Annotated in this window: 11 protein-coding genes; 10 read left to right on the top strand and 1 reads right to left on the bottom strand. The window is 62.5% G+C overall.

The annotated features are described in order from the left end of the window. The first annotated feature begins 87 nt into the window (after positions 1–87). From pelA to I7X13_RS13785, 10 genes are all read left to right on the top strand, one after another. Entirely contained in the window at positions 88–1,203 is a 1,116-nt protein-coding gene (gene pelA, locus I7X13_RS13830) for a pectate lyase (protein WP_233454792.1), read from the top strand. A 55-nt stretch (positions 1,204–1,258) separates the two neighbouring features. Further along, positions 1,259–2,794 carry a tagaturonate reductase gene (locus I7X13_RS13825; RefSeq protein ID WP_198069081.1) on the top strand — a complete coding sequence of 512 codons (1,536 nt, stop codon included), beginning with the start codon at positions 1,259–1,261 and terminating at the stop codon, positions 2,792–2,794. Positions 2,795–2,934: 140 nt separating this feature from the next. After that, positions 2,935–4,587 carry a UxaA family hydrolase gene (locus tag I7X13_RS13820; protein ID WP_198075952.1) on the top strand — a complete coding sequence of 551 codons (1,653 nt, stop codon included), beginning with the start codon at positions 2,935–2,937 and terminating at the stop codon, positions 4,585–4,587. Between the two features lie 148 nt (positions 4,588–4,735). Continuing rightward, positions 4,736–6,169 carry a glucuronate isomerase gene (gene uxaC / locus I7X13_RS13815; protein ID WP_198075951.1) on the top strand — a complete coding sequence of 478 codons (1,434 nt, stop codon included), beginning with the start codon at positions 4,736–4,738 and terminating at the stop codon, positions 6,167–6,169. Between the two features lie 136 nt (positions 6,170–6,305). Beyond that, positions 6,306–7,316 carry a sugar kinase gene (locus I7X13_RS13810; RefSeq protein ID WP_198075950.1) on the top strand — a complete coding sequence of 337 codons (1,011 nt, stop codon included), beginning with the start codon at positions 6,306–6,308 and terminating at the stop codon, positions 7,314–7,316. Between the two features lie 12 nt (positions 7,317–7,328). Further along, positions 7,329–7,985 (top strand): beta/alpha barrel domain-containing protein, encoded by a 657-nt coding sequence (locus tag I7X13_RS13805; RefSeq protein ID WP_198075949.1) that lies wholly within the window; start codon positions 7,329–7,331, stop codon positions 7,983–7,985. Positions 7,986–8,057: 72 nt separating this feature from the next. Next, positions 8,058–9,422 carry an MFS transporter gene (locus I7X13_RS13800; protein ID WP_317191578.1) on the top strand — a complete coding sequence of 455 codons (1,365 nt, stop codon included), beginning with the start codon at positions 8,058–8,060 and terminating at the stop codon, positions 9,420–9,422. 80 nt (positions 9,423–9,502) lie between these two features. Beyond that, the gene (locus I7X13_RS13795; RefSeq protein WP_198069076.1) at positions 9,503–9,970 is read left to right on the top strand and encodes a nuclear transport factor 2 family protein; all 468 of its coding nucleotides are present in this window, start codon (positions 9,503–9,505) and stop codon (positions 9,968–9,970) included. 93 nt (positions 9,971–10,063) lie between these two features. Beyond that, a complete protein-coding gene (fbp, locus tag I7X13_RS13790; protein WP_198075948.1) occupies positions 10,064–11,074 on the top strand; it encodes a class 1 fructose-bisphosphatase in 1,011 nt (336 codons plus the stop codon). A gap of 4 nt (positions 11,075–11,078) precedes the next feature. Continuing rightward, on the top strand, positions 11,079–13,094 hold the full coding sequence (locus I7X13_RS13785; protein WP_198075947.1) for an alpha/beta hydrolase family protein: 2,016 nt from the start codon (positions 11,079–11,081) through the stop codon (positions 13,092–13,094). 80 nt (positions 13,095–13,174) lie between these two features. Here the strand turns inward: I7X13_RS13785 and I7X13_RS13780 are convergent, their stop codons facing one another. After that, on the bottom strand, positions 13,175–14,206 hold the full coding sequence (locus I7X13_RS13780; RefSeq protein ID WP_198075946.1) for a Gfo/Idh/MocA family oxidoreductase: 1,032 nt from the start codon (positions 14,204–14,206) through the stop codon (positions 13,175–13,177). Between the last annotated feature and the right edge of the window lie 97 nt (positions 14,207–14,303).

The following is a 14,303-nucleotide window of genomic DNA, read 5'->3' as shown; positions in this document are numbered from 1 at the left end:
GATGAATACCGGCCGGTGTTAGGTCGGGATTTTTTGACCGCTGCAACTACGATTGATTACCGGGCTTCGGCCTTCACATTTCAACGCATGATGACGCTGCAAATACTGCTCCTGCTGGCGGGGCTGGGCAAGGTGGGACTTGGAACTACGCCGACCCAACAGGAAGCGGTAGCCACGGGCGGTTCGGAGCATTTCCGGGCCGCCCAGGCAGTGCCAGCGCAAGCCGTGGTGCAAGACACCATTGCCGAAAAAATGCTCGTATTCCAGCGGGCAGTGGGCGGCTGGCCCAAAGCCGTAGGCAACAAAAAAGTAGATTACTCGCACCCGCTGAGTGCCTTCGAACGGGCCAGTACCATCCAAGACAAGGGCCGCAACGACGCCACGATTGACAACAACGCCACGACCCGCGAAATCACCTACCTGGCCGCGGCTTACCAGAAAACCAACAACCAGGCTTACCGCCAGGCGGCCGAAACCGGCATTCGCTACCTGCTGAAAATGCAGTACGCCAACGGCGGCTTCCCGCAGTATTACCCCGATTTCAGCAACTACCGCCACCAGATTACCTACAACGACAACGCCATGGTGCGGGTGCTGGAAGTGCTGCGCAAAGTGGCCCGCCAGCAAGCCCCCTTCACCGGCCTCGATGCCAAGCTGGTGCCCCAGGCCGCGAAGGCCGAGGAGCGCGGCATTAGCTGCATTCTGAAAACGCAGTACGTGCGCAGGGGCCAGCTCACGGCCTGGTGCGCCCAATACGACGAGAAAACCCTGCAGCCGGCCAAGGCCCGTGCCTTCGAGCTGGCTTCGCTGAGCGGCGATGAGTCGGTGGACATCGTGCGGTTTCTGATGGGCATCGAAAACCCCACGCCGGAAGTGCGCAAGGCCATTGATAGCGCCGTAGCCTGGTTCGAGAAGGTGAAAATGGACGGTTACGCGGTGCAGGAAGTCACGCTGCCATCGTCCAAAAAAGTGCTAGACCGCGTCATTGTGCCCACGCCAGGCGCTAGGTTGTGGGCGCGCTTTTATGAGCTTGATACCGACCGGCCCATCTACGTGGGGCGCGACAGCCAGGTACACTACCAGCTCACCGAGATTGAAAACGAGCGCCGCGCCGGCTACCTGTATGCCGGGGTTTGGCCCGAAAAATTATTAAAAAAAGACTATCCGGCCTGGCAGAAGCGGGTGAGTACGGGAGGGCGCTAGCCGCCCCGAATTCTAGCTTCGTTCAGTCACCAACCTTATTTTCAACCCCCTCTCCATGGACACGCTTACCCAACAACTGGCACTGGCTGCTCCTCACACTTCGGCCGCCGTGTCCTGGCCCGCTCCGGCGCTGTTCACGCTGCCCGAAAAGGTCCTGCAGTTCGGCACCGGCGTGCTGCTGCGCGGCCTGCCCGATTTCATGATTGACGAGGCCAACCGCCAGGGTGTGTTCAACGGCCGCATTGTGGTGGTGAAAAGCACCGACGGCGGCGACGCCACGGCCTTCGAGCGCCAGGACAACCTGTACACGGTGTGCGTGCGCGGCGTGGACGACGGCCGCCCCGTGGAAGAAAACGTGGTATGCGCCAGCATCAGCCGCGTGCTCTCGGCCAAAAGCCAGTGGGCCGACGTGCTAAAATTCGCCACCAGCCCCGACCTGCAGGTCGTGGTTTCCAACACCACCGAAGTCGGCATTCAGCTGGTGAACGAGGACATTCACCTCACGCCGCCCACGTCGTTCCCCGGCAAGCTGCTGGCCGTGCTGCACGCGCGTTTCGAAGCTTTCAAGGGTGATGTAAACCGCGGCCTGGTCATCGTGCCCACCGAGCTGATTCCCGACAACGGCCGCAAGCTCGAAGCTATTGTACTGGAACTGGCGCACCGCAACGACCTCGGCAGCGCCTTCATTGATTGGCTCGAAGCGGCCAACGACTTCTGCAATACGCTGGTCGACCGCATCGTGCCCGGCCGCCCCGAGCCCGCCGCCTACGAGGCCCTGCAGGCCGAGCTGGGCTACCGCGACGACCTGCTGACGGTGGCCGAAGCCTATTCGCTCTGGGCCATTGAGGGCGGCGAGCGGGTACGCGAAGTGCTGTCGTTTCACACGGCTGCGGCCGGCGTGGTCATCCGGCCCGACATCACGCTGTTTCGCGAGCTGAAGCTGCGTTTGCTCAACGGTACGCATACGCTCAGCTACGCCCTGGCCCACCTGGCCGGCTGCACCACGGTGCGCGAGTCGCTGGAAAACGAAGACCTGGCGCGCTTCATCCACAACCTGATGCTGGCCGATTTGCTGCCCGGCATCCCCGTTTCGGTGGATGAAAAAGTGGGCCAGCGCTTCGGTATGCAGGTCCTCGACCGCTTCCGCAACCCTTACCTGGAGCACCGCTGGCTGGCTATTGCCATGCAGGGTACCGCCAAAATGCAGATGCGCAACGTGCCCACGCTGCTGCATTATTACCAGCAGCACCGCGCCGTGCCGCACTATGTGGCGCTGGGCTTCGCGGCCTACCTGCTGTTTATGCGCAACACCGCCACCGGCGCCAGCACTGGCCAGGGCGAAGCCAACGGCCAGCCCTACACCATTCAGGACGACCGCGCCGGCTACTTCGCCGAACTGTGGGCCAAGTCGTCGCCCGCCGAGCTGACCGCTGCCGCTTTGAGCAATACCGCCCTCTGGGGCCATGACCTTACCCGCCTGCCCGGCTTTGCCGATAAGGTGAGCCATTACCTGACGCAGTTGCTGGAAGAAGGCGCGCCGGCCACGCTGGCTGCGTTTTTTACCAGGAAAGCGGCGGTTGTTAATTCCTGATTGAGCCGAAGAAAAACGTGATGCTGAGTGAGTGAGCCCCAGTGTCTCTGCCACGAAAGAAATTTCCTTCGCTGCAACGAAGCGGTAGAGATGCTGCGGCCGCGCTTAGCCCGACGATTTCCCGATAATTACCTATTGATATGAAACACCAGGTTGCCCGCATTCACCCCGCCGATAACGTGCTGGTCGCCCTCGTCGACCTGCCCATCGGCACCGAAGTGCCGTGGGAGAATGGCTTTGTCACCACCGCCGAAGCCATTCCGGCCAAGCACAAACTCGCGCCCCTGGGCCTGACGGCCGGCCAGCCCGTGACGATGTACGGTGTGCTCGTGGGCACCGCCCGCGAGGACATTCGCCCCGGTGGCCGCCTCACCACCGCCAACATCAAGCACGCTACCAACAGCTACGACGAGCACGCTCACCAGCGCGCCGCCTGGACCGCGCCCGACGTGACCGCCTGGCAGGACCGCACCTTCCAGGGGTACCACCGCGCCGATGGCCGCGTGGGCACCGCCAACTACTGGCTGGTGATTCCGCTGGTATTCTGCGAAAACCGCAACATCCAGGTGTTGCAGGATGCCCTGATAACTGACCTGGGCTACGCCCGCCGCAAAACCTACCAGCCCGAAACCCGCCAGCTGCTCAGCCTGCTGCAGGCCGGTAAATCGGTGGAGGAAATCCTGAGCGCCGACCTGGCGACCGGCGAAGGCAGCACCCAGAACAGCCGCCCGTTCCCGAACGTGGACGGCATCCGCTTCCTCTCGCATGAGGGCGGCTGCGGCGGCATCCGCCAGGATGCCCAGACGCTGTGCGGCCTGCTGGCCGGCTACATCACGCACCCCAACGTGGCCGGCGCCACCGTGCTCAGCCTGGGCTGCCAGAACGCGCAGGCCAGCATGCTGCAGGAGGAAATCGCGAAGCGCGACCCCAACTTCAGCAAGCCGCTCTACATCCTCGACCAGCAAAAGCTCGGCACCGAGGAAACCCTCATCAGTACCGCGCTGCGCCAGACGTTTGCCGGTTTGATGATTGCCAACCAGGCCCGTCGCGAGCCTGCTCCGCTCAAAGCCCTGAACATCGGCCTGGAATGCGGCGGCTCCGACGGCTTCTCCGGCATCTCGGCTAACCCGGCTTTGGGCCACGTTTCCGATATGCTGGTGGCGCTGGGCGGCTCGGTCATCCTGGCCGAATTTCCGGAGCTATGCGGCGTGGAGCAGGAACTGGTGGACCGCAGCGTGAATCAGGAAACTGCCGAGCGGTTCAGCAGCCTGATGAAGGCTTACGGCGACAGCGCCGTGGCCGTGGGCTCGGGCTTCGACATGAACCCCTCGCCCGGCAACATCCGCGACGGCTTGATTACCGACGCTATGAAATCGGCCGGGGCGGCCCGCAAGGGCGGTTCCTCGCCCGTGGTGGCGGTGCTCGATTACCCCGAACTGGTGACTAAGCCGGGCCTGAACCTGCTTTGCACGCCTGGCAACGACGTGGAGTCCACGACGGCCGAAGTAGGGTCGGGGGCCAACATTGTCCTCTTCACTACCGGCCTGGGCACGCCCACCGGCAACCCTATTGCTCCGGTGGTGAAAATCGCCAGCAACACGGCCCTGGCCAAGCGCATGCCCGACATCATCGACCTGAACACGGGTACCGTGATTGACGGCGAAGAAACCATCGAGCAGGCCGGCGAGCGCATTCTTGACTACGTCATTCGGGTGGCCAGCGGGGAGGAAGTAGCTGCCATGCGCCACGACCAGACCGATTTTATTCCGTGGAAACGCGGGGTAAGCTTGTAGCCTGCCAAAGAATCTACGCAACCGTTTTCGCTAATAAATACCGGAATCAGGACGGCCCATGAGGGTTCCGCGCCCCGCCCCGGCCTACCTTCGACCCCTGAAATCATAAGAATTTATCGGCGCGCCAACGCTGCATTCCTGATTGATTATGAAGCCTTTTCTCAACGACGATTTCCTGCTCCAGACCGCCACGGCCAGCACGCTCTACCACGAGTATGCGAAGCAGATGCCCATCATCGACTATCATAACCACCTACTGCCCGACCAGATTGCCGAGGACAAGCAGTTCGAGAACATCACCCAAATCTGGCTCTACGGCGACCATTACAAGTGGCGCGCCATGCGGGCCAACGGCGTGCCCGAGCGCTACATCACCGGCGACACTTCGGACTGGGAAAAGTTTGAGAAATGGGCCGAAACCGTGCCCTACACGCTGCGCAACCCGCTCTACCACTGGACACACCTGGAGCTGCAGCGCTACTTTGGCATCACCGAGCTGCTGAACAAGGACAGCGCCCGCCGCATCTACGACGAGTGCAGCGCCAAGCTGCAGACCCCGGAGTATTCGGTGCAAAACCTGCTCAAAAAGATGCAGGTCGAAACCCTCTGCACCACCGACGACCCGGCCGATTCGCTGGACCACCACCAGGCCATTGCCGCCGCCGGCTTCGGCGTGAACGTGCTGCCTACCTTCCGCGCCGATAAGGCAATGGCCGTGGACGATGCCCGCAGCTATAACGCCTACCTCGACAAGCTGGGCGCAGTGGCCGAAGTGGAAATCAACACCTTCGCCGACCTGGAAACGGCCCTGCGCCGCCGCCACGATTTCTTCGCCAGCGTGGGCTGCCGCCTGTCGGACCACGGCCTGGAGCACATCTACGCCGCCGAATACACGGCTGACGAAGCCGCCAGCATCTTCCTAAAAATCCGGAGTGGTAGTGAGCTGACGCCCGCCGAAAACCATCAGTTTAAGGCCGCCGTGCTGGTTTTGCTGGCCGAGATGGACTGGGAGAAAGGCTGGACGCAGCAGTACCACATCGGCGCGCTGCGCAACAATAACTCGCGCATGCTCCGCGAGCTCGGCCCCGACACGGGTTGGGACAGCATCGGTGACTTCCCGCAGGGCCGCGCCTTGTCCACCTTCCTCGACCGGCTCGACGGCCAGGACAAGCTGGCGAAAACCATCATCTACAACCTCAACCCGGCCGACAACGACCTGATTGCGACGATGATTGGCAACTTCAACGACGGTTCGGTGGCCGGCAAGATGCAGTTCGGCTCCGGCTGGTGGTTCCTCGACCAGAAGGACGGCATGGAAAAGCAGCTCAACGCACTGAGCAACATGGGCCTGCTGCCGCGCTTCGTGGGCATGCTCACCGATTCGCGTAGCTTCCTCTCGTACCCGCGCCATGAGTATTTCCGCCGCGTGCTCTGCAACCTGCTCGGCAACGACGTGGAAAACGGCGAGCTGCCGGCCGACATGGAATTGTTGGGTCGCACAGTGCAAAACATCTGCTACGGCAACGCCAAGGAGTATTTCGGTTTCGGCAAAGTGGTAGAAGCCGCTGCCGTAACCGCTTAGACGAACGGTGTAGAGACGCAACATTTTGCGTCTCGTCGTTGAACGGCTCATGCCGCGCAACACCGCAGACTAAACAACATCAGCAACGACGAGACGCAAAATGTTGCGTCTCTACACCGTTCTAATCACCTAATCAATGAAGCAAGTTGTCACGTTCGGCGAAATCATGATGCGGCTGTCGCCGCCGCTGAATTACCGGTTCGCGCAAACCCAAAACCTCGAAATCACCTACGGCGGCGGCGATGCTAACGTGGGTGCTTCGCTGGCGGGGCTGGGCGTGCCCGCCGCCCACGTCACCTGCTTCCCGGCCAATGATTTCGGCCACGCCGCCGCCCAGCAGTTCCGCGCCCTGGGCGTGAACATGGACGCTACCGTGTACGAAGGCGACCGCCTCGGCCTGTATTTTCTGGAAGTAGGAGCGGGGATGCGCCCCAGTAAAGTGGTGTACGACCGCGCCAACTCGGCTTTTGCTAACCTCGACCCGGCCAAATTCAACTGGGATGAAATTCTGAAAGATGCCGGCTGGCTGCACTGGACGGGCATCACGCCCGCCATTTCGGCCCGCACGGCCGAGGCTACGCGCCAGGCCATTGCCGCCGCGCGCCGCCTGGGCATTACCGTATCGGCCGATGTAAACTACCGCCGCAACCTGTGGCAGTACGGCCAAACGGCCCAGAGCGTGATGTCGGAACTGGTGGCGGGCTGCGATGTGGTGGTGTGCTCCGAGAACGACGCCGAGGACCTGTTCGACATCGTGCCCGAGCCCGGTACCGACAACAAGTTTGTGTCCGTCGCCCGGCAGGTGATGGCGCGGTTTCCGCAAATCAAGCAGGTGGTTACCACCCGCCGCAAAACCCACAGCGCCTCGCACAACGGCCTGAAAGGCATTTTCTACGACGGCCAGCAGTTTCTCGAAACCGTCACCTACGACATCAACCCCATCGTGGACCGCATTGGCGGCGGCGATGCCTTCATGGCCGGCTTTATCTACGGCTCGCTGGCTTACAACAACCCGCAGCAGGCCCTCACCTTCGGCGTGGCCGCGTCGGCCCTCAAGCACACCATCCACGGCGACATCAATTTGGTGACCGTGGCTGAGGTGGAAGAAATCATGAAGGGCAACACCAGCGGCCGTTTGCTGCGCTAAAATTAACCAACAATGCCCCGCCATACTCCCGCCGAAACTCTTGCCACGCTGCTCCGCTATCCGGTGGTGCCGGTGTTTTACCACGCTGATACCGCTTACACGCAGCGCATTTTGCAGGCCTGCTACACGGGCGGCATCCGCGTGTTCGAGTTTGTGAACCGGGGCGAACGAGCCCTGGCCGTGTTCATGGAACTGCAGGATTTTGTGGCCCAGCAGTGCCCGGATATGATTCTCGGCATTGGTACTATTTATAAAGCTGCCGAGGCGGAGCAGTTCATTACCGCCGGAGCCGAGTTTGTGGTGCAGCCCCTGGCCACGGCCGAGGTGGCAGAGGTGTGCCGCACCCATGACATTCCGTGGCTGCCCGGCGCCATGACCCCCACCGAAATTTACAACGCCAGCGAACTGGGCGCGGCCGTGGTGAAAATCTTCCCCGGCAATCTCGTCGGCCCCGACTATGTGAAGGCCCTGCGCGGCCCCATGCCCCACACCAAGCTCATGGTGACCGGCGGCGTGGAGCCCACTGAGGCCAGCCTCAGCGCCTGGTTTGGTGCGGGCGTGAATGCCGTGGGCATGGGCTCGCAGCTGTTTAAAAACGCTGATGATACCGACGCCCTGGCCGCCAGCATTGGCCAGCTGATGCAGGTGGTCGAAACCCTGAAAAAGTAGTGCCCGATGGTGTGCTTTGCGCACCATCGGGTTGATTCCGAGTAGTGCCCTGGTTTCAAATTCCCGAACTCGATGATGACATCTTCCACGCAGGCCCCGCCTGATTCTCCGCTGGCCACGGCCAATGCCGTCATCGGCAAATACCGTTGGACCATTTGCTCGCTGGTATTTTTCGCCACCACGATTAACTACCTCGACCGGGCGGTTATTTCCTACCTCAAGCCCGACCTGGAAAAGGCGTTTGGCTGGGGCGTGGCCGATTATGCCAACATCGAGCTGACCTTCAAAATAGCTTACGCGCTGGGCATGGCCGGCGTGGGGCGCGTCATCGACAAGCTGGGCACCAAGCTGGGCTACGCGCTGGCCACCACCCTGTGGAGCGTGGCCGCCATGGCCCACGCCCTGACCACAGGCACGCTCGGCTTCAGCGTGGCGCGCGGGGCGCTGGGCGTGATGGAAGCCGGCAACTTCCCCTCGGCCATCAAGACGATTGCCGAGTGGTTTCCGCAGCGCGAGCGGGCGTTGGCGACGGGCATCTTCAACTCGGGAGCCAACGTGGGGGCCATTGTGGCGCCGCTCACCGTGCCATTCATTGCCGCACACTACGGCTGGCAGTGGGCGTTTGTCATTACCGGCGCGCTGGGCTTTATCTGGCTAGCGCTGTGGATGCTGGTGTACGATACGCCGGCCAACAGCAAACGCCTGAGTAAAGCAGAGTTCGATTACATCAACGCGGATATTCCGGCCGGCCTGCCCGCCGAAGGCGTAACGGAGGAAAAGCCCAAAGCCTCCTGGGCTACGCTGCTGGGCTACCGCCAAACCTGGGCCTTCGTAGCGGGCAAGTTCCTGACCGACCCCATCTGGTGGTTCTACCTGTTCTGGCTGCCCGACTTTTTGGGCAAGCAATACGGCCTGAAAGGCACGGAGCTGGCCTTGCCTACGGCCACGGTCTACATCCTGTCGAGCATCGGCAGCATCGGGGGCGGTTACCTGCCGCTGGGCTTCATCAAGCGCGGCATGCCCGCGTTCCAGGCCCGCAAAACGGCCATGCTGATTATTGCTTTCTGTGTGCTTCCCATCATCGCCGCGCAGTGGCTGGGCGGCATGAATATGTGGCTGGCGGTGCTGGTTATCGGTGTGGCGGCCGCCGCTCACCAGGCCTGGAGCGCCAACATCTTCACTACCGTGTCGGACATGTTCCCGAAGCGGGCGGTGGGCTCAGTCACGGGCATTGGCGGCATGGCGGGCGGCTTGGGCGGCATTGCCCTCACGGCGCTGGTGCAGAAGCGCATGTTCGTGTACTACGAAGGCATCGGCCAGATTGACAAGGCGTACTACATCATGTTTTTCATTTGCGGCGCGGCCTACCTGCTGGCCTGGGTGCTGATGTTCACGCTGGTGCCGCGCATGGAGCCCATCAAGCTCGACGACGAATAAACACACCCCCCAAACGCGCAGCCTTTTCCGCTACCGGCCGCGAAGGCCGCGCCGTTCGGGTACTTCCAATTTCTCACTATATGAAAACCAGGTCGTTGCTGCTGGCTTTTTTGCTGGCCTTGCCGCTCTTTGCCTTTTCTCAGGTATCAAAACCCAAAAACATGGCTGTTATCAAGGAAATCGAAGCTCTCGAACGCCAGCGCTTTGAGGCGCAGGTGAAAAAGGACTACGCTTTCCTAGAAAAGGCCTTCGCCGACGACCTAGTGTACACCCACGGCAGCGGCGTGCAGAACACCAAAACCGAGTACATTCAGAGCATCAAGGACGGCAAAAGCCAGTACGGCAACATCGAAATAGACGCCCTGAACGTGCGCGCCTATAACGACGACAAAACTGCCGTCGTGAACGGCACCATCCGCATCACCTCGCCGCCCCAGCCCGATGGCAGCACCAGCGTGGCTCGCATCAAGTACGTGGTGGTCCAAATCAAAGACAAGAAAAAAGGCTGGCAGGTAGTGCTCTGGCAGGCCCAGAAACAAGCCAGCTAAAATCAGTTGGCAGTTAACAGTGAGCAGTTAACAGCCTTCCAAACATTTCCTACAAACTGTTAACTGCTCACTGTTAACTGCCAACTGATTCCCATGTCCCAGACCCTTACTGAAAACGCCCTCGCCACGCCTGTGGGCACCACGCTGGAGCGCTACATCATGCGCAAGCAGGCCGAGTTCCCGTACGCTACGGGCGAGCTGAGCCAGCTGCTGCGCGACATCGCCCTGGCCGGTAAAATCGTGAACCGTGAGGTGAACCGCGCCGGCCTTTCGCGCATCACCGGGGCCATGGGCGGGCAAAACGTGCAGGGCGAAGCCCAGCAGAAGCTCGACGTGGAAGCCAACATTCGCTTCATCCGCGCCCTCACCAACGGCGGCGAGGCCTGCGCTATTCTTTCAGAAGAAAACGAGGAAATCGTTGAAACTGGTAATCGCAACGGCAAATACGTGGTGGCCATCGACCCGCTCGACGGCTCCTCGAACATCGACGTGAACGTGAGCATCGGCACCATTTTCGGCATTTACCGCCGGGTGTCGCGCATCGGCGGGCCGGCCCGCAAGGAGGACTTTTTGCAGGGCGGCCGGGCACAGGTGGCTGCGGGCTACATCCTGTACGGCTCCAGCACCATGCTCGTGTACACCACCGGGCACGGCGTGACGGGCTTCACCTACGAAAACTCGCTGGGTGAATTTTTTCTCTCGCACCCCGACATCAAGATTCCGCAGCGCGGGCCGGTGTTCAGCTGCAACGAGGGCAACTGGTTCGACTACCCCGAGTTCGTGCGGACCTACCTCACCACCTGCAAAGAGCGCCGCCTCACGGCCCGCTACGTGGGCTCGCTGGTGGCCGACTACCACCGCAACCTCTTCACGGGCGGCATCTATCTCTACCCGCCCACCGTAGACAAGCCCGGCGGCAAGCTGCGCCTGCTCTACGAATGCTACCCGCTGGCCTTTCTCATCGAGCAGGCCGGCGGCATGGCCGTTACCGGGGCCGATGTTGTCCTCGACGTGCCGCCCACTGCCGACCTGCACCAGCGCGCGCCTCTCTTTGTGGGCTCCGCCGATTTGGTGAAAGAGCTGCAGGCCGTCGCTGCCTCCTGATAGCATGGCTACGCGGGCAAAAATTGGGCTGCTGGTCTGGCTGGGGCTGATAATTGCGCACTCGGCCCAGGCCCAGCAGCCCGGCCCCAACGTGCTCGACTGGAAGGCCCAGACCACCCTCAGCACCTACCTGTTTCAGCAGCTGCACGCGCAGTACGCGCCCCGCGCGGCCGAGCTGGACCGGGCCGCGCAATCGGCGGCCGGCGCGACCGCCTACCGCGACAGCGTGCGGGCGCGTTTCCGGCGGGTGCTAGGGCCGCTGCCGTCGCGCACCCCGCTCCAGGCGCAGGTGACGGGCAAGCTGCAGCGGCCGGGCTTTCAGATTGAGAAAATCATCTACGAAAGCACGCCAAAACACCACGTTACGGCCAATTTGTACGTGCCAGCGGGCAAGGGCAAGAAGCCCGGCGTGCTGCTGTTCTGCGGGCACGAGCAGGAATCGAAAGCCACGGTTTCGTACCAGAAAACGGCCATTCTGCTAGCGCAACACGGGTTTGTGGTGCTCGTTATTGACCCCATCTCGCAGGGCGAGCGAATGCAGCTCACCGATGCTGCTGGCAAGGCGCTCACCCGTGGTGGCACCACCGAGCACACGCTTTTAAACGCCGACGCGACTCTGCTGGGCCAGACCACGCCCGGCGAAGAGTTCTGGGACAACGCCCGCAGCCTCGATTACCTGCTCACCCGCCCCGAGATAGACACCGCCCGGCTGGGCTGCCTCGGCAACTCGGGCGGCGCCACCCAAACGGCTTACTTCATGGCCTTGGAGCCGCGCATGAAGGTGGCCGCGCTGTGCAGCTACGTGGCCAGCGGCGAAAAAAACCTGGAACTGACCGGCCCCGCTGACGGCTGCGTGCAGCTGCCCGGCGCTGGCCGCGCCCGCCTCGACATCGCCGACTGGCCCATCATGTTCGCTCCCAAGCCGCTGCTGGTGCTGGCTGGCCGCTACGATTTCGTGGACTACACCCAAATCGAAGCTGCCACGACCGAAACCCGCCGTATTTATCGCGCCCTCGGCAAGCCAGAGCAACTCGATTTATTCACCTACGACGACGGCCACGGCATTTCGCAGCCCAAGCGAGAAGTAGCCGTGGCGTGGTTCCGGCGCTGGTTTTATGGCGATGCCGCGCCGGTGCGGGAGGGGAATCTGCCGGTTTCAACCACCAAAGAGCTGCAGTGCACAGCCACCGGGCAGGTCAATACAGCCTTTCGGGATGAAGTGGCGCTAGCTGCTCAGCATCTGGCCGAGGCTCAGAAACTGGCCACCCGCCGCCCAGCCACCGCCGCCGAAATTGTGGCGGCGGTGCGGCAGCAGCAACGGGGTTATACTTCGGCAATAACCAGCGACGGCCAGCCCGCTCGGGTTGAAATCCGACCGCTGGACACCCTGCGGCGGGCCGGCCTGACCCTGCAAAAGTTCGTATTACGCCGGCCGGGCGAGCCACCGCTGCCGCTACTGCTGGCCCTGCCCTCCGGCCTGGCGCGGCCCACCAAAGTCCTCATCTGGCTGGCCGATGGAGGCAAGGCGGCCGTGCTCGACAGCAGCGCGGCGCAAGTGCAGGCCTACCTTCGCCAAGGCACGGCCGTGGTGCTGGCCGACCTGCGCGGGCTGGGCGAAACCGCCGACCCCAGCGCCGCCATCGACCCCAAATACTACAACCGCGAGTACCGCAACGCCCTGCTGGCCCTGCACGAAGGCCGCCCGCTGCCCCTCCAGCGCGCCGCTGATATTGACATCCTGCAGGTATTCGTGCGCAATGCCGACCCGCTGGCCGGCACACCCGTAGAGCTGCGCGCCAGCGGCCGAGCCGTGGTGCCGGCCCTGCAGGTGTCCCTGCTCGGGCCCGACATCACGCGCCTGAAGGTGGATAAAATGCCGCCTTCCTACCAGGAGCTACTGACGCAACCGGCCGGTAAAAACGTGTATTCGGAAGTGCTGCCGGGCGTGCTACGCCATTACGACTTGCCGGATTTGCAGCGGGTGCTGGGCGATAGGCTGGTGGTAGGAAAGACCCCGTAGAGACGCGACACTTCGCGTCTCATCGTTGAGCGGCAATCGTGATAAACGATGCGGACGCCGAGACGCGAAGTGTCGCGTCTCTACAGCGTTGCGGGCTGCTCCAGTAGCTCATTCTGCCACAGCAGCTGTTCGGCACGGATAGGGTAGGGAACATCATTTCGAATTGCCTGGAACACGGACTCAAACAAGCCCATGTAGTCGCCGGGCGCGGCGGGGTCGGGTGTGGTGCTGAGGGTGCCGTCGGGCGCGGCCAGGGTCAGGCGGCCTTCCTGGCCGGGCTTTTCGTGGCCGTATTCGGGGGCCAGCGGCGAGAGGCCTTGCAATAATTGGGCTTCCTGTCCGTCGGTGCGCCCTTTTTGGTAGCTGCCCTGGGTGCCGTGCAGCACGTAGGCAGGCACAGGGTCGGCAATGAGCAGGCCCGAGCTTACCCACACATTTAGGCCGGCGGGGTAGCGCAGGTGCAGCGAGAAAAAGTCGTCGACCTGGGTGTTGGGGCGGTAGCTGCCTACGGTTTTGTGGGCGCTGAAGGGCTTGCCAAACAGGCTTATGGCCTGGTCGATGATGTGCGGGCCGAGGTCGTAGAGCAGGCCCGCGCCAGGGCCGGGTTCCTCCTTGAATTTCTTGGGGTTCAGGGTTGGCTTGTACCGGTCGTAGCGAATATGCACTTCAAAGAGCAGGCCCAGCTGGCCGCTTTCCACCACCCGGCGCACGGCCTGAAAGTCGCTGTCCCAACGCCGGTTCTGGTAGGCCAGCAGGTGGCGGCCCTGCTGCCGCGCCAGCACCAGCAGCTCCTGCAGCTGGGCGACGGACGTGGCTACGGGCTTCTCCAGCAGCACGTGCTTGCCGGCGCGCAGGGCCTGGCTGGCCAGGTCGAAGTGAGTGTTGCTGGGCGTGTTCGCCACCACCAGCTCAATGCTGGGGTCGGCCAGCACCTCGGCCACGCTGGGGTAGCTGCGGATGGTGGGGTAGTCGTGGCGCATGCGCTGCTCGGTGCGCTCGGCCACGCCGTAGAGCTCGAAGCCGGGGTGCGCGGCCAGAAACGGGGCCTGGAACAGCTTGCCCGACATGCCGTAGGCCAGCAAAGCGGTGCGAATAGGGGAGGGGGAAGTCATACGTCAAATGTAAAGCCGGCTACTCTGGTGACCGCAGAAAAGGAAAGGGACACTGCTGAGAAAAAACGGGATAATCGAAAGGCAAAGCCCTTTAGGC

The sequence above is a fragment of the Hymenobacter negativus genome, assembly GCF_016056375.1.
Classification (GTDB): Bacteria; Bacteroidota; Bacteroidia; order Cytophagales; family Hymenobacteraceae; genus Hymenobacter; species Hymenobacter negativus_A.
Note: the sequence above shows the minus strand (reverse complement) of the source record. Positions and strands in the feature narration are given on the sequence as shown.